The organism is Clavibacter sp. CT19 (assembly GCF_027858075.1).
In the GTDB taxonomy this organism is placed as follows: domain Bacteria; phylum Actinomycetota; class Actinomycetes; order Actinomycetales; family Microbacteriaceae; genus Clavibacter; species Clavibacter tessellarius_A.
The window spans coordinates 1-16,473 of record NZ_JAQHYR010000012.1; the positions used below are offsets into that span (position 1 = coordinate 1).

Consider the following 16,473-nt stretch of genomic DNA (forward strand, 5'->3'; position numbering starts at 1 on the left):
TCACGCCCCGCGTCCCGGACGCACCAGAGGGGCGGGTGGCCGATGCCACCCGCCCCTCTCCGTCGTCCCGCGTGATCCGCGGCGCCGCGTCCTACGCCGCGTCGACCAGGTTCCGCCGGGCGTCCGGCACGCAGTGCGTCAGCACGAGGCCCGTGACGTCGCGCGGACCGTTGTGCCCGAGGTTCGCGAGTCGCGCCAGGTCCGCCTCCGAGAGCGTCTGCGACCGCAGCGGCGGCAGGTCCTTCACCTCGTCGAGGGCGATCCCGAGGCCGTCGCCCACGCGCTGCCCGAGCTCGTCCTCCACCAGGTACAGGTGCCAGACCATGCGCTCCTGCACGCCGCGCGAGCCCTGCCCGATGAGCTCCACGAAGTTGGCGACGAGGTCGTCGCGCTCCCACTGCTCCATGAGCAGGTAGCGCTGGCCGGCCTGCGTGTAGTCGTCGGTGCGGGGGATCCGCTTGCGCGTGAGCCGGCCGGTGATCTCCGGACCCTGCTCGTCGTGCGTCGGGTGCTGCCCCTCGCGCAACCCGCCGTCGATGGACGGCTCGTAGTTGATGTGCGGGTTCTGGCCGCCGTGATCCTGGTGGAACGTCATCTGCCCGTCGCGCTGGTTCGTCGCCACCTTCGCGTGCTGCGGCGCGTTCACCGGCAGCTGGAGGTAGTTCGGGCCCACGCGGTAGCGCTGCGCGTCCGAGTAGGAGAAGGTGCGGCCGACGAGCATCTTGTCGTCGGAGAAGTCGAGGCCGTCCACGAGCACGCCGGTGCCGAACGAGAGCTGCTCGTTCTCGGCGAAGTGGTTGGTCACGTTCCGGTCGAGCACCATCTTCCCGACGGTCTTCGGCGGGAAGTCGTTCTCGGGCCAGAGCTTGGTGTCGTCGAGCGGGTCGAAGTCGAGCTCCGTGTGGTCGTGGTCGTCCATCAGCTGCACGCGCAGCTCCCACTCGGGGAAGTCGCCGCGCTCGATGGCCTCGTAGAGGTCCTTCGAGGCGTGGCCGAGGTCGCCGCCCTGCACGACGGCCGCGTCGGCCGCCGTCATGCTGCTCACGCCCGCCTTCGGGATCCAGTGGTACTTCACGAGCTTCGTGCCGCCGTCGGCGTCCACCCACTTGTAGGTGTTCACGCCGAAGCCCTGCATGTGGCGGTAGTCGGCGGGGATGCCGCGCGGGCTGAACAGGTTGACGATGAGGTGCATCGACTCCGGCGTCTGCGAGATGAAGTCGAAGATGCGGCCCGGATCCTGGCGGAACGTCACGGGGTCGGGCTTGAACGCGTGGATCACGTCGGGGAACTTGATCGCGTCGCGGATGAAGAACACGCCGAGGTCGTTGCCCACGAGGTCCCAGTTGCCGTCCTCCGTGTAGAACTTCACGGCGAACCCGCGCGGGTCGCGGGCGGCCTCGGAGGAGTCGCGGCCGCCGATCACGGTGGAGAACCGGATCGCGACGTCGGTGCGCTTGCCGGCCTCCTGGAAGAGCTTGGCGCGCGTGTACTTCGCGATGGGCTCGTCGCCCCACGTGCCGGTGGCCTCGAAGTAGCCGAACGCGACGGCGCCGCGCGCGTGCACGACGCGCTCCGGGACCCGCTCGCGGTCGAAGTGGCTGATCTTCTCGAGGAACTGGTAGTTCTCCAGCGTCGCGGGGCCGCGGGCGCCCACGGTGCGCTGGTTCTGGTTGTCGTAGACGGGGTGGCCCTGGCGGTTGGTGAGGACCTCGCGGTCGTCGCCGTCGGCGGGGCCCCGGGAGGAGACGTCGGTCATGGGGAGTCCTTTCGTCGTCGTCCCCCCAGCCTGCCGAGCGGGCGGCGACACGCCCAGCGCCGGGCCCCGACTCCCAGCGCATGCGGACGGCGCTCCGGGCGCGGGCCGCGGGGTCAGCCCGCGCGGCCCCCGGCCCACCGGCGGCGGCGCAGGACGCCGACGGCCACGGCCGCGGCGCCCGCGAGCGCGAGTCCCGCGGCGATCACGGCGTTCTGCGCGAGCGTGTTGACGCCCACCCCGGCGATGCGCGCGGCGCCGGCGGCCTGCGGGACGGATGCCGGGGACGCTGGCCCGGGATCCGTCGCGTCGTCCCCCGCCGCCTCCTCGCGCTCGCCGGGCGCCGGCGGTTCCGCATCCGCGGCCGCCGCGAGCTCCGGCGTCGACGCGGGCGCGACCCGGTGCATCGTCGCCCGCTCGTACGCGTGGGCCATGGCGAGCAGGTCGCCGTCGCGGCTGCGCGGGGCCGCGAGCTCGAGGCCGACGGGCGCGCCGGTCGACGTGAAGCCCGCGGGCACCGAGATCGACGGGATGCCCGTGTTCGCGCCGATGTCGCAGAAGGTCGTGCCGGCCCAGGCGGGCGTCGCGCTGGTGGCGCTCGTCGGCATCGCGAGCGCGTCGACGCCGTGCTCGACGAAGAACGCGTCCATCGCGGCCCTGCCCGCGTCCTGCTCCGCGATCGCCGTCTCGTAGTCGGGGTGCGGGATGTCGCGCTGGCCGAGGAAGTGCGCGATGTCACCGTCGGTGAGCGCGCTCGGCCGGTCGGCCATCACGTCGGCGAACGTGAGCACGTCCGCGGGCGCGGTGCGCGCGGCGACGCGCGCCGGCCAGGTGGCGGGCGTCTCGCGGAGGAAGCGGTCGATGGACGGGCGCATGTCCATCCAGCCGCCGCTCTGCAGCGTCCCCTCCACGAACTCGCGCGTCAGCGGCACCTCCACCACCTCGGCGCCCTGGGCCTCGAGGTCGCGCACGGCCTGCTCGATCAGCGCGGTCGTCTCCGCGAGGCCCGGCTTCTCCGGGTCCTCCTCGAACGACCAGCGCACGACGCCGATCCGCTTGCCCGCCAGCGCGTCCGGGCGGAGGCCCGCGACGTAGGCGTCGGTGCGCTGCGGGTCGGCCACCTCGGTGAGCGGATCCGCCGGGTCGCGCCCCGCGAGCACCTCCATGAGCAGCGCGGCGTCGGCGACGGTGGTGGTCATCGGGCCCACGACGTCCTGCCGCGGGGAGAGCGGCACGACGCCCGCCGTGCTCGTGAGGCCCATGGTCGGCCGGAATCCCACGAGGCTCTGGTGCGCGGCCGGGCCGAGGACGGATCCGCACGAGTCGGTGCCGAGGCCCGCCGGCGCGTACGCGGCCGCGACCGCCGCGCCCGTGCCGCCGCTGGATCCGCTCGCGCTCCAGGACAGGTCGTACGGGTTCGCGGTGCGGCCGCGCGCGGAGCTGAGCGTGTGGGTGCCGTGCCACGCGAACTCCGACATGTTCGTCTTCGCGAGGATGATCGCGCCGGCCGCCCGGAGCCGGGCCACGACGGTCGCGTCGTCGGCCGTGCGGTAGTCGCGGAGCACGGCGCTGCCCGCGGTGGTGGGCATGTCGGCGGTGGCGAGGTTGTCCTTCACCACCACGGGCACGCCGTGGAGCGGACCCCGGACGGTGCCGGCGGCGCGCTCCGCGTCGCGCTCGGCGGCCGTGGCGAGCGCCTCGTCGTTGACGGTGATGACGGCCTTCAGCCCCTTCCGGTCGCCCTGCGGGTCGTCGTAGGCGGCGATCCGGGCGAGGTAGGCGCGGGTCAGCTCGACCGACGTCGTGCCGCCGGAGGAGAGGAGCGCGGCGGCGTCGGCGAGGGTCAGGCCGACGACGGCCGGGGCGGTCACGGGCGCGTCCGTCGCGGCGCGGGCGACAGGGGAGCCGAGGCCGAGGCCGATCCCGATGCCGCCGAGCGCGAGCGCGGTCGCGAGGGCGCCCGCCGCGAGGGCGCGGGCCACGCGGCCGCACGCGCCGCTGATCCGCGTGCGGGGGCGGCGGCGAGCGGGCATGCGGATCCATCCGGACGGGGGAGGGGCGTCTCCCCAGTCTGGGAACCGGGTGTTGCGGCGGCGTTTCGGGCGCGGGACGATCCGGGGTCGCCGCCTACGGTGCGGCGCGCGGGCGGGGCGCCCGCCGGCCGGGTCAGCGCTGCTTGGGGAACAGGATCCAGAGGATCAGGTACAGCAGCACCTGCGGACCGGGCAGCACGATGGAGATCACGAAGATCAGCCGCACGAGGAACGCGCTCATGCCGAAGCGGTTGGCGAGGGCGGCGCAGACGCCGGCGATGATCTTCCCGCGACGGGGACGCATGAGGGTGGCCATGCACCGAGCATGGCAGGCGCGGGTGCGCGGCGGGTGGGGCGAGGGGCGGATCCGACCCGCGGCGGATCAGGCGGGGTCGTCGCTCGCGGACGCTCCGGCCGAGCCCGACAGCGCGCGCGCCTCGTCGAGCGCCGCGATGACCTTCTGCCCGCCCCACACGACGAACAGGAGCCGCTGCCCGGTCTCGAGGGTCACCGCGAGAAGGCGGGTGAGCCCGCTCGAGGCGTCGCGGGCGTCCGCGATCCGGGCGATCGGCACGTCCAGCTGGCCCCGCACGAAGTTCACCGGGTGCGCGCGGAACCGGAGTCCGTCGGTCGTCACCGTGAGGACCCCGCCGACCGCTTCCGTGCCGGCGAGGCGGGAGACGCCCGGGTCGGGTCTGCCGCTCGCGCGGGGGAAGGTGTCGATGCGTAGCGGGCCGGAGCCCTGCGTGGCGAGGTGGATGACCACGTTGGCGGGGCGACGGATGAGGGTGTGCGGTGCGGAGGGCTCGGTCACGCCCCGACGCTAGCGCTCGGTGCCGCGCGCCCGTCGGAGCAGCGGACGTCTCCCCGTGAGTTCTCCCGCGTCTCGCTTTGGGCACAAACCCATGGTGCGATACTCGTAGCGTCGAGCCGGGGCTCGGCGTCTCCTCGCGGTGCGGCGGGCCAGGGCGGAGCCGCCCATCGAGCCGCCGACGCCCCGATCAGCGGGAGGAGTCGGATGGAGCAGCACCGGTCGGCCCTGCCCGCGCGCGTCGTCGCCGCGTTCCACTCCGCCCCGAGCCGCGCCGCCGGGGTGGACCTCCTGCTCGCCGCCCTCCTCGACTCCTCGTCCGCCACGGGCGCCGCCGTCGTGCTGCCGCGAGCGGCCGAGGTCGCCGTCGCGGGGGAGACCGGGGCGGACCTGCGGGCGCTGCTGTCCTCGCCCGACCCGTCCGGCGGATCCGGCGTCGTGGTCGTCGGGATGGACGATGCCGCCTCCGCGGTGCCGGGCACGGACAGCGACCTCGGCGCCGGTGCCGTCGCGCTGCACCGCGCGTCGGGGCCGCTCGGCGAGGCCGATCGCGTGGTCGCCGAGGAGGTGGCCGTGCACGCGCGCATCGCGCTCGCCGCGTGGGACTCCGCCGACGACCTCGCCCGCGGCCTCGCCTCGCGCTCCGTCATCGGGCAGGCGCAGGGCATCCTCATGGAGCGGTTCTCGCTCGACGCCGACCGCGCCTTCCAGGTGCTCCGCCGCTACTCGCAGGACGGCAACGTCAAGCTCGTCGAGGTCGCCCGCCGCGTGATCGAGACGGGTGCGCTGCCCACCGCCTGAGCCGATCCCCGCGCGCCGCGGCCCTCCCGTCGCGGGATGCCGCACCCGAGATCACGCCCGGCGGCGCTCCCGCCACGCGATGCCGCAGCCGCGATCACGCTCAGCAGTGCTCCCGTCGCGCGGTGCCGCACCCGACGTCAGGCCGAGCGGCGGTCCGCCACGCGCGCCCGGATCGGCGACACCTCCGCGAGCGGCGCGGCCTCGGGCAGCGCCTCCGGCTCGCCGCGCGTGAGCTCGGCGCGCAGTCGCCCGAGGATGCGCGCGAGCAGCCGCGACACCTGCATCTGCGTCACGCCGAGCTCCGCGGCGATCTCGCTCTGGCTGCACTCGTCGACGAAGCGGAGGTGCAGGATCCGCCGGTCGCGCTCGCTGAGCACCCCGCGCGCCGCGTCGAGCAGCACGCTGCGCTCGGTGCGGGCGTAGCCGGGGTCGTCGGCTCCGAGGGTCTCGGCGAGCGACGTGCCCTCCTCCTCGTGCACCGTGAAGTCGAGGGAGGCCGGCCGCAGGCTGGAGTGCGCGGCCAGCGCCTCGGCGACCTCCTCGCGCGTGTGCCCGGTGTGCGCGGCGAGCTCCGCGTCGGTCGGCGTCCGGCCGAGCCGCTGCGCGAGCGCGGGCGCGACCGCGGCGAGCGCGTGCCGCAGCTCCTGGATCTGCCGGGGCGGTCGCACGACCCAGCCGTTGTCGCGGAGGTGGCGCTTGATCTCGCCGGAGATCGTGGGGATCGCGAACGACACGAACGGCGCGCCGAAGCCGGGGTCGTAGCGGCGGGCGGCCTTCACGAGGCCGAGGTAGCCGACCTGGCGGAGATCGCTCCAGTCGTGGGCGCGGCCCGAGTGCTGGCGCGCCAGCTGGTCGGCGAGCTCGAGGTGGTCGAGCACGATCTGGCCGTGGAGGCGGCGGCGCTCGGCCTCGCCCGTCGGATCCCCGCCCGCGGCGGCGGCGCGCACGAACCGGTCGTGCGTCACCCGGCGCTTCTCCTCGCGCGCGGCGGCGAGGCCGGCGGGTACGGCGGCCGTGCGCGGCAGCGTCGCCGGCATCCGCGACGGCGCCGTCGTCCGCGGCGCGGATGCGGCCGGACGCGGCGAGGCGGACGAGGTGGCGACGGGGGCGCGCGAGCGCAGCGATGCGGTCACTCGGGACCTTCCGGACGGGTGTCGGACGCGGCACGCTGCTTGACCGCTCCTCCAGAGAAGCACTGCTCCTCGGGCGCGCCTAGGTCGGCCGAGCACTTCTCCTCCTGCTTCTCCTGCTCCGCCGGTGGGCCGGGCGTGTCGATCGGGCGCGGATCCGCACCAGTCCGGAGCAGCGCCCCCGGCCGGGGGCTCGGCCCGCCCGCCGGTAGGCTCGATCCCCGTTCCCCGCCGCCCCACCGAACGGACGCCCCATGAGCCTGTTCCGCACCAAGAGCATCGAGTCGTCGCTCGCCGACGCCGCGGGAGGCGAACGCAGCCTCACCCGCTCCCTCGGCACGTGGGACCTCATGCTGATGGGCGTGGCCGTCGCGGTCGGCGCCGGCATCTTCTCCGTCGGCGCGAAGGCCGCCGGGAACTACGCCGGACCGTCCGTCACGCTCGCGTTCGTGCTCGCCGCCGTCACGTGCGGCCTCGCCATCATGTGCTACGCCGAGTTCGCCTCAGCCGTGCCCGTCGCGGGCAGCGCGTACACGTTCACCTACGCGACCATGGGCGAGCTGCTCGCGTGGATCATCGGCTGGGACCTCATCCTCGAGATGCTCACGGCGGCCGCGGTCATCGCGAAGTACTGGGGCATCTACCTGGAGTCGGCGCTGAAGCTCGCGGGGCTCGACATCCCGTCCACCATCACGGTCGCCGGCGTCGGCATCAGCTGGGGCGCCGTGCTCATCACCGCGATCTTCACGGTGCTGCTCGTGCTCGGCACCAAGCTCTCCAGCCGCGTCTCGAGCGTCTTCACCGTGCTCAAGGTCGCGGTCGTGCTGTTCGTGATCGTGGTCGGCGCCTTCTACGTGAAGGCCGAGAACTACTCGCCGTTCATCCCGCCGCAGCGCCCCGCCGAGGGCGCATCGGCCGACGTCTGGACCCAGTCGCTCTTCTCCTGGGCGAGCGGCCAGGAGCCCACGCAGTACGGCCTCTACGGCCTGCTCGCCGGCGCCTCGCTCGTGTTCTTCGCGTTCATCGGCTTCGACGTCGTCGCCACGAGCGCCGAGGAGGTCAAGGACCCGCAGCGCACCCTGCCGCGCGGCATCTTCGCGGGCCTCGCGGTCGTCACCGTGCTCTACGTGCTCGTGACCCTCGTGCTCACCGGCATGGTGCCGTACACGGTGCTGGCCGATGCGAAGGAGCCGTCGCTCACGACCGCGTTCACCGCGGTGGGCGCCGGATGGGCGGCGCAGGTCATCTCCATCGGCACGCTGCTCGGCCTCACCACCGTGCTCATGGTGCTGCTGCTCGGCCTCGCGCGCGTGGTCTTCGCGATGAGCCGCGACGGCCTCCTGCCGCGCGGCCTCAGCCGCACCTCGGCGAAGCGCCGCACGCCGGTGCGGGTGCAGATCATCGCGGGCGTCGTGGTCGCGGCCCTCGCCGGGTTCACCGACGTCGGCGTGCTCGAGGAGATGATCAACATCGGCACGCTGTCCGCGTTCGTGCTCGTGAGCATCGGCGTGATCGTGCTGCGGCGCAAGCGCCCCGACATCCGCGCGTCGTTCCGCGTGCCCTTCATGCCGTGGCTGCCGATCCTCTCGGCCGTGCTCTGCGTGTGGCTGATGCTCAACCTCACGACGCTCACCTGGGTGCGCTTCCTCGTCTGGCTCGCGCTCGGCTTCGCCGTGTACTTCCTCTACGGACGCCGCCACTCGCTCGTCGGCAAGGAGGAGGCGCGGATCGCCGCGGGCGGGGAGCCCGCGCCCGAGCTGCCGTCGGCGGCGACGCCGCGGGACTGATCCCGGTCGCCCCCGCGACGCCCCTCGCGGCCGCCGTGTCCTCCCGCACGCGGCGGGCGCCGTGCGTGGTGCGGTCGTCGTGCGTGGTGCGGGCACCGTGCGGGGTGCAGGCGCCATGCGTGGCGCGTGCGTCGGCGGCGCGCGTCAGGTCTGGCAGCGCGGGCACCAGTAGGTGACCCGGTCCTGCGAGCCCATCCCGGGGCGGACCGGATCGCCGAGCTGGCCCTGCTGGATCCTGGTGCCGCAGCGGAGGCACGGCTTGCCCTTGCGCCCGTAGACCCAGTCGGTGCGGCCGCGGCGGAGGTCGCCCGTGGTGGTGCGCTCGATGCGGTCGCGGTTGGCGCGCATGGTGCGGCGGGCGAGGGCGATCATCGCGGGCAGGTCGGCCACCTCGCGCACCGGCCGCGTGGGCAGCACGCCGCGCAGGAAGCAGAGCTCGGCCCGGTAGACGTTGCCGATGCCCGCGGCGTTCCGCTGGTCGAGCAGCGCCAGGCCGATGGGCCGGTCGGGCTGCGCCTCGATGCGCCGCACGACCTCCGCCGCCGCCTCCTCGCCCCAGTCCGGCCCGAGGATGTCCGGCCCGAGGTGCCCGACGACCGTGTGCTCCTGGTCGCGCGGGATCACCTCCAGCACGCCCAGCGAGAACCCCACCGTGACGCGCTCCGCCGTCTCGAGCACGACGCGCGCCTCGAACGCCGGCCGCCGCCACGCGGTGCCGTGCTGGTAGATGTGCCAGGAGCCCTCCATCTTGAGGTGGCTGTGGATCGTGACGTCGCCGATCCGATGCAGGATGTGCTTCCCGACGCTCACCACCTCGTCGACCTCCTGCCCGGCGAGGTCGAGCGTCGCGTACTTCGGCACGCGGAAGTCGCTGCGCGTGAGCACCTGCCCGCCGATCGCCTCGTGCAGGTGCGCGGCGGTGCGGTAGACGGTGTCGCCCTCAGGCACGGGCGCGTCCCGCGACGGGGGTCGCGATCGCGCCGGCGTCGGCGCTCGCAGCCGGGCGCGCCACCGTGCCCGCGCGCCCGCGCCCGCGCCCGCTCACGACCGCATCCGCAGCCCGCGCGGCGTCGCCGAGAAGCCGTGCTCCTGCAGCGCCGCCCCGAGCGGCGTGCCCAGGATGAACGCGCCGTTGACCCTCTCGATCGCGAGCTTCGCGACCCCGCCGCGCCGCACGATCCCGCCGAGCGACTCGGCCGCCGCGCGCAGGACCGCCTCGTCGTCGTCGAACTGCAGCACGGTCTTGCCGCCGCGCTCCACGTAGAGCACGAGCTCGCCGTCGACCAGCACCACGAGCGCGCCCGCCTTCCGGCCGGCGCGGTGGCCGGTGGGCCGCTCGCCCCGCGCGTCGACGCTGCCGGCGAGCGCGACGGTGCTGCCGCTGCCGCTGCCGCTCGCGCCGCCTGCCTCTGCCTCGGCGTCCCGGCTCGCGCCCGCGCCGTCGTGCCCCTCGGCCGACGACCCGTCGAGCTGCGGCCACGGCAGCGCCGCCCCGTAGGCGTTGGCCGGATCCGTGGCCGCGAGCGTCAGCGCGTTCAACGGCCGCTCGCCCGCATCCGGATCCCGCGTGAACCCGCGCAGCCGGTCGACCGTGCCGCCGGTGGAGAACTGCGCCGCGCCCAGCGTCTCGATGAAGTACCCGCGGCGCGCACGACCCGTGTCCTCGAAGCCCGCGAGCACCTTGTACGTGAGCGCGAAGCCGCCGGGCACGCGCTCGGTCATGACGGACCCGCGCGTGACCACCCCGTACCGCTCCAGCAGCAGCTCGGCCGTGCCCGCGGCGCGCACGGTGGCGTCGGTCTCGGCGAGCGGCACGATCGACCAGCGCCCGGCCGCCGTCGGCGGCCCGGTGCGTGTGGGCATGTCGGGCCGCGGCATCCGCCCGCCGCGGTACATGCGCCCGCGCGGCGCCCGCTGCGGCGTCTTGTGCGCGGTGGATCCGCCCGCGAGCAGCGCCCGCAGCGGCGACAGCGTGTCGTTCGTGACGAGGCCCGCCCACACGAGGTCCCACAGCGCGGTGACGAGCGCCTTGTCGTCCGTGGATCCGACGGCGTCGCTCAGCTGCCGGAAGAAGTAGCCGCCGCCCGTGCCGAGCGTGGTGAGGATCTCGCGCTGCAGCTCGTCGGTGTCGTGCGCGTCGGGCTCGGGGAGCGTCAGCGCCACCTGGTCGGCGAGGTGCAGGCTGACCCAGCCGTCGGCGCCCGCGAGCGTGCCGGCGCCCGACCAGATGACCTCGCCCGTGGACGTGAGCTCGTCGAGGAACGCAGGGCTGTAGTCGCGCACCCGGGCGGGCAGCACGAGCGTCTCCCACGCGGAGGCGGGTACGGGCGCGCCCGCGAGCTGCTCGATGACCTGCAGGACGCCGTCGACACCGCGGAGCCCGCGTTCGCGATCCGCTCCCGCCACGTGCTGCCACGCCGGGAGGAACCTGGCGTACGCGGCCCGTTCGACCGGCTCGACCTCGCTGCGGAGCGCTGCGAGCGACCGGCTGCGGAGGCGACGCAGCACCTCGACGTCGCACCACTCGCTGCCGGAGGCGCCCGGCCGGAACTCGCCCTCGACCACGCGCCGCTGAGCGCCGAGCCGGGCGAGCGTGTCGGCGATGACGGCGGATCCGAGGCCGATGCCGGTGGCCGCGTCCGCGATGGTGAACGGGCCGTGCGTGCGCGCGTACCGGCCGACGAGGTCGCCCAGCGGATCGGCCACGGGCTCGACGAACGCGAGCGGCGTGCCGATGGGGAGCGGCACCCCGAGGGCGTCGCGGAGGCGGCTCGCGTCCTCGATGGCGGCGACGCGCGGCTGCCCTCCGAACGACACGCGGAGCGCGCGCTTGCCGGCGACGAGCGCGTCGAGGTGGTCGGCGGCGGATCCGGCCTCCTCGGGCTCCAGGCGCGCCGCGACCTCCTCGGCGTCGAGCGGCCCGAGGATCCGCAGCAGGTCGGCCACGCCCTCGAGCCCCTTCGCGCGCCGGTCGGGCGCGAGCCGCTGCAGCTCCAGCTCGGTGCGCGCGATGACCGCCGGATCGAGCAGCTCGCGCAGCTCCGCCCGGCCCAGGAGCTCCGAGAGCAGCCCGGCGTCGAGCGAGAGCGCGGCGGCCCGGCGCTCGGCGAGCGGGCTGTCGCCCTCGTACATGAAGGCGCCGACGTAGCTGAACAGGAGGCTGCGCGCGAACGGCGACGCGTCCTCCGTGGTGGTCTCGACGATCTTGATGCGCCGGGCCTCGATGTCCTTCGCGAGCGACGTGAGCGCGGGCAGGTCGTAGACGTCCTGCAGCACCTCGCGCACGGTCTCCAGCACGATCGGGAACGCGGGGAACTTCCGCGCCACGTCGAGCAGCTGCGACGCGCGCTGGCGCTGCTGCCAGAGCGGAGAGCGGCGGCCGGGGTTGTAGCGCGGAAGCAGCAGCGCGCGGGCGGCGCACTCCCGGAAGCGCGACGCGAAGAGGGCCGATCCGCCCACCTCGCGCGTGACGATGGCGTCGAGCTCGTCCGGCTCGAACACGAACAGGTCGGCCCCCGGCGGCTCGCCGTCGGTCTCGGGGATGCGCACGACGATGCCGTCGTCGTTGGCCATGGTGGCGCCGTCGATGCCGTACAGCTCGGTGACCCGCGCCCCGACCGCGAGCGCCCACGGCGCGTGCACCTGCATCCCGTAGGGGGAGTGCAGCACCACGCGCCAGTCGCCCAGCTCGTCGCGGAAGCGCTCGACCACGAGGGTGCGGTCGTTCGGCACGTGGCCCGTGGCCTTCTTCTGGTCGTCGAGGAATGCGAGGAGGTTGTTGACGGCGCGGTCGTCGAGACCCACGCGGCCGGCCCGGGCCCGGGCGTCGTCCACCGCGGATCCGGACAGCTCGCGCACGAACGCCCCGATGGCGCGGCCGAGCTCCAGCGGCCGGCCGAGCCCGTCGCCCTTCCAGAACGGGAGCTTGCCGGGTTCGCCGAACGCGGGCGTCACGAGCACGCGGTCGTGCGTGATCTCCTGGATCCGCCAGCTCGTGGCCCCCAGCGCGAACACGTCGCCGACGCGCGACTCGTAGACCATCTCCTCGTCGAGCTCGCCCACGCGCGACGCCTTCTCGCCCACCATGAACACGCCGAACAGGCCGCGGTCGGGGATGGTGCCTCCGGAGGTGACCGCGAGCCGCTGCGCGCCCGGCCGCCCCTCGATGGTGCCCTCGTCGCGGTCCCACACGATGCGCGGTCGCAGCTCCGCGAACTCGTCGGACGGGTAGCGGCCGCTCAGCAGGTCGAGCGTGGCCTCGTACGCGGAGCGCGGCAGGGTCGCGAACGGCGCGCTCCGCCGCACGATGTCGAACCACTCCTCGACGCCCACCGACTCGAGCGCGACGGCCGCCACCGTCTGCTGCGCGAGCACGTCGAGCGGGTTCGCGGGCACGCGCAACGACTCGATCTGCCCGCTCGCCATGCGCTCGGCGGCGACGGCCGAGTGGATGAGGTCGGCCCGGTGCTTGGGGAAGATGACGCCGCGCGAGACCTCCCCCACCTGGTGCCCGGCGCGGCCGACGCGCTGCAGGCCGCTCGCGACCGACGGCGGCGCCTCGACCTGCACGACCAGGTCGACGTCGCCCATGTCGATGCCGAGCTCGAGGCTCGAGGTGGCGACCACGCAGCGCAGGCGCCCCGACTTCAGGTCGTCCTCGATGAGGGCGCGCTGCTCCTTGGAGACGGATCCGTGGTGCGCCTTGGCGAGCACCGGATCCGCGCCCTCGGTGCTCCCCGCCTGCGCCATGACCTCGGCGGGCGGGCGCGCGGCCGTGCGGCGCGTGGCGGAGAACGCGGTGGCGTCCGCGCCGCCGCCCGACGCCGTGGAGGTCGACGACGTCAGCGCCGCGGCCCCCGCGAGCACGGGCACGGCATCCGCGGTGGCCTCCGCCGAGCCGGACGCGATCACCCGCCCCTCCGCGTCGATCCGCCCCTCCTCGATGCGCCCGGTGTAGATCTCGTTGAGCCGCGCCGTGAGCCGCTCCGCCAGCCGCCTGCTGTTCGTGAAGACGATGGACGACGTGTGCTGGAGCACGAGGTCGACGATGCCCTCCTCCACGTGCGGCCAGATGGACCCCTGCTGCGGCGCGTCGCCCTGCGCCGCCGACCCCTCGAGCGGCGCCGTGGTGCCGAGCTCCGTCATGTCGTCCACCGGCACGATGACCCGGAGGTCGAACTCCTTGGTGTTCTTCGGCGACACGATCGACACGGGCGAGCGCCCGCCGAGGAACCGCGCCACCTCCTCGGGCGGCCGCACGGTGGCTGACAGCCCGATCCGCTGGGCGGGCTTCTCGAGCAGCGCGTCGAGCCGCTCGAGCGAGAGCGCGAGGTGGCTGCCGCGCTTGGTGGCCGCGACCGCATGCACCTCGTCGACGATGACCGTCTCGACCCCCGCGAGCGTCTCGCGCGCGGCCGAGGTGAGCATGAGGAACAGCGACTCGGGCGTGGTGATGAGGATGTCCGGCGGCGTCTTCGCGAGCGCGCGCCGGTCGCCGGCCGGGGTGTCGCCGGAGCGCACGCCCACCGTGACCTCGGGCGGCTCGGCGCCCAGCCGCTTCGCGGTCTGCACGATGCCCACGAGCGGCGAGCGGAGGTTGCGCTCCACGTCGACCGCGAGCGCCTTGAGCGGCGAGATGTAGAGGACGCGCGTGCGGCGCATCGGATCCTCCGGCGCGGGCCGCGAGGCCAGCCGGTCGATGGACCACAGGAACGCCGCGAGCGTCTTGCCGGATCCGGTGGGCGCCACGACGAGCGCGTGCGACCCCTTCTGCACGGCCTCCCACGCGCCCACCTGCGCGGCGGTCGGGCCGGGGAACGCGCCCTGGAACCACTCCCGGGTGGCCGGGGAGAAGCGCGCGAGGACGGGATCCATCTGCTCATCCTCCTCCGGACCACCGACATCGGCGCCCGGCCGGATGCTCGCCGGGCTCTCGCCGGACGAAGGCCGCGCGGCCTGGTCCCGCGTCAGCCCGCGTGCTCCCGGATGAACGCCGACACGTCCCGCAGCTCCGGCGCCGAGACCGAGTGCGGGAGGTCCTCGTAGATCCGCTCGGTGAGGTCGGTGTGGGCGCCGATCCACGCGCTCGTGCGGGCGACGGCCGCGTCCGGGATCACCTGGTCGGCCGTGCCGCGGCCCCAGAAGACCGGCGTCGGCCCGGCTGCCAGCGCCGCATCGCCCGCGTGCTCGCCGCGCACGGAGAACCCGCTGAGCTGCACCGCGTACGAGAACCGTCCGGGCGCGAGCCGCAGCAGCTGGAGCGCGGTCGCGCCGCCCTGGCTGAAGCCGAGCAGGCCCACGGATCGCGGCGGCACGGGCAGCGCGTCGAGCCAGTCGAGCACGCCCTGCGCGGCGGCGTCGGCGGCCTCCGGATCCGGGTCGCCGGTGGATCCGGGCACGATCGGGAACCACGCGAACCCGCCCTGCAGGGGGAGGGGCGCGCGGAGCGACGCGACCACCGGCCCGAGCGGCAGGTACGGCGACAGCCCGAAGAGGTCGCCCTCGTGCGATCCGTAGCCGTGCAGCAGCAGGAGCAGCGGTCGATCGGCGAGCTCGGCGGTGGAGGCCGACCAGAGGACGGCGTCGGGATCCAGCGGGAGAGCGGTCACGGATGTCCTCGTCGACGGGCCGGGCGGCGGCGGATGCGCGGACGCGGGGATCGGCCGGCGCGCCCATCCTCGCATCCGCCCCTGGGCGGCGCCGGGCCGGCGGTGTCCACTACGACAGCCACGAGCACGGGCGCGCGGACGCCGGCACCCGTCCGCCAGCGCGCCGGGTGGTCGCCGCGCTCCGGCCGTGGGTCACAATGGACCATGACCGTTCGCACCCCGGACCCGAACATCCCCGACCCGAACTCCGGCTGGCTGTCGGACGTGGAGCTCGCGCAGATCCGGCAGCGGCTGCCCCTCCTCTACGTGGAGGCCGTGCCCGTGCGGGTCGACGGCATGGGCCGGGTGAAGGACATCGGCGTGCTCCTGCGCGCCACGGTCACCGGCCAGATGACCCGGATGCTCGTCTCCGGCCGCGTCATGTACGGCGAGACCCTGCGCGACGCGCTGTTCCGCCACCTCGAGAAGGACCTCGGGCCGATGGCGTTCCCGCAGCTCCCCGCGAACCCGACGCCGTTCTCGGTCGCCGAGTACTTCCCCTTCCCCGGTGCGAGCCCGTACACGGACGACCGGCAGCACGCCGTGTCGCTCGCCTACGTGGTGCCCGTGACCGGCACGTGCGATCCGCGCCAGGACGCGCTCGAGATCACGTGGATGACGCCCGAGGAGGCCGCGTCCGACGCCGTCTCCGCCGACATGGAGGGCGGCCGCGGCGCGCTGCTCCGCGCGGCCCTCGCCTCGGTGGGCGTGCTGCCCTAGCTGGTCGACGCCCCGAGCGCGGGCACCGCCGGGACGGCGATCGGCCCGCGCCGAGGGCGCGGGCCGAGGGGTGGAGCGGAGCGACCGGGATCAGACGGCTGCCGCGCGCTCCGCGAAGGCCGGCGGCTCGAGGTAGTGGCGGCGCAGGTCCTCGAAGGCCTCGCTCGCACCCGCGCCGACGCCGTAGCAGCGCTGCACGTGCAGCCCGTCCATGGCGGAGAGCACGACGGCTGCCGCCGCCTCCGGGTCGAGCCCGGGATCGATGAGGCCGCGCGCCTGGTCGACGACGACGCCGGCCGTGATGCGCTCGAGCTCGCGGGCGCGGCGCTCGCGGAAGAGCAGGTGCAGCGGGTGACCGGCGGCGGACGCCTCCGACGACACGACGGCGATGACGCGCGTGAGGCACGCGCTCTGCTCGCCGTCGGCGATGACGACGGCCGCGTGCTCCGCGACGCTGCGCGGGCGGTGCAGCTCGATGGCGGCGGCGAGGCGCTCCTCGCGGCGCGCCAGCACGGCGAGGAGCAGCTCCTCCTTGCCGGTGAAGTGGTGCAGCAGGCCGGCCGGCGTGATCTCGGCGCGGGAGGCGATCTCGCGCAGCGAGCTGCCGCGGTATCCCTGCTCGGCGAAGACCTCGATGGCCGTGCGGATGAGGAGCTCCCTGCGCTCCAGGCCCTTGCGGTAGGGGCCACGGGTGGCGAGGGCGGCGCGAGTCATTGGCACACCGTAGCCGCATGCGCCTGGGATCCCGCGCGACCGTCCCCAGGTCGTGCCTCGACTGTGGAGGATCGGGG

Annotated in this window: 12 protein-coding genes; 3 read left to right on the forward strand and 9 right to left on the reverse strand. The window is 74.8% G+C overall.

The window, feature by feature from the left end; all coding sequences use genetic code 11:
* Positions 1-91 precede the first annotated feature (91 nt).
* From PED38_RS14175 to PED38_RS14190, 4 genes are all read right to left on the reverse strand, one after another.
* On the reverse strand, positions 92-1,756 hold the full coding sequence (locus tag PED38_RS14175; protein WP_270981765.1) for a catalase: 1,665 nt from the start codon (positions 1,754-1,756) through the stop codon (positions 92-94).
* 113 nt (positions 1,757-1,869) lie between these two features.
* A complete protein-coding gene (locus PED38_RS14180; protein ID WP_270981766.1) occupies positions 1,870-3,786 on the reverse strand; it encodes an amidase in 1,917 nt (638 codons plus the stop codon).
* Between the two features lie 133 nt (positions 3,787-3,919).
* Positions 3,920-4,102, reverse strand: a complete 183-nt coding sequence (locus PED38_RS14185) for a PspC domain-containing protein (RefSeq protein WP_063070757.1) — start codon at positions 4,100-4,102, stop codon at positions 3,920-3,922.
* A 66-nt stretch (positions 4,103-4,168) separates the two neighbouring features.
* Positions 4,169-4,600: a hypothetical protein gene (locus tag PED38_RS14190; RefSeq protein WP_270981767.1), complete on the reverse strand. Its 432-nt coding sequence runs from the start codon at positions 4,598-4,600 to the stop codon at positions 4,169-4,171.
* 204 nt (positions 4,601-4,804) lie between these two features.
* On the opposite strand from PED38_RS14190, the gene PED38_RS14195 reads away from it, so the two are divergent.
* Positions 4,805-5,398: an ANTAR domain-containing protein gene (locus PED38_RS14195; protein ID WP_063070759.1), complete on the forward strand. Its 594-nt coding sequence runs from the start codon at positions 4,805-4,807 to the stop codon at positions 5,396-5,398.
* 137 nt (positions 5,399-5,535) lie between these two features.
* Here PED38_RS14195 and PED38_RS14200 read toward each other — a convergent pair whose 3' ends face one another.
* Complete coding sequence (locus PED38_RS14200; protein WP_270981768.1) at positions 5,536-6,531, reverse strand: sigma-70 family RNA polymerase sigma factor; 996 nt, start codon at positions 6,529-6,531, stop codon at positions 5,536-5,538.
* 251 nt (positions 6,532-6,782) lie between these two features.
* On the opposite strand from PED38_RS14200, the gene PED38_RS14205 reads away from it, so the two are divergent.
* The gene (locus PED38_RS14205) at positions 6,783-8,315 is read left to right on the forward strand and encodes an amino acid permease (RefSeq protein ID WP_063070761.1); all 1,533 of its coding nucleotides are present in this window, start codon (positions 6,783-6,785) and stop codon (positions 8,313-8,315) included.
* Between the two features lie 144 nt (positions 8,316-8,459).
* On the opposite strand, the gene PED38_RS14210 is transcribed toward PED38_RS14205, so the two are convergent.
* The 3 genes from PED38_RS14210 to PED38_RS14220 form a co-directional block, all read right to left on the reverse strand.
* A complete protein-coding gene (locus tag PED38_RS14210; protein ID WP_063070762.1) occupies positions 8,460-9,263 on the reverse strand; it encodes a DNA-formamidopyrimidine glycosylase family protein in 804 nt (267 codons plus the stop codon).
* Positions 9,264-9,356: 93 nt separating this feature from the next.
* Entirely contained in the window at positions 9,357-14,189 is a 4,833-nt protein-coding gene (locus tag PED38_RS14215) for a DNA glycosylase AlkZ-like family protein (RefSeq protein WP_270981769.1), read from the reverse strand.
* A gap of 92 nt (positions 14,190-14,281) precedes the next feature.
* Positions 14,282-14,923, reverse strand: a complete 642-nt coding sequence (locus PED38_RS14220) for an alpha/beta hydrolase (RefSeq protein WP_063070764.1) — start codon at positions 14,921-14,923, stop codon at positions 14,282-14,284.
* Between the two features lie 204 nt (positions 14,924-15,127).
* Here PED38_RS14220 and PED38_RS14225 point away from each other — a divergent pair, with 204 nt between their 5' ends.
* Positions 15,128-15,682 (forward strand): NUDIX hydrolase family protein, encoded by a 555-nt coding sequence (locus PED38_RS14225; protein WP_043668722.1) that lies wholly within the window; start codon positions 15,128-15,130, stop codon positions 15,680-15,682.
* Between the two features lie 90 nt (positions 15,683-15,772).
* Here PED38_RS14225 and PED38_RS14230 read toward each other — a convergent pair whose 3' ends face one another.
* Positions 15,773-16,396 (reverse strand): TetR/AcrR family transcriptional regulator, encoded by a 624-nt coding sequence (locus tag PED38_RS14230; RefSeq protein ID WP_063070765.1) that lies wholly within the window; start codon positions 16,394-16,396, stop codon positions 15,773-15,775.
* Between the last annotated feature and the right edge of the window lie 77 nt (positions 16,397-16,473).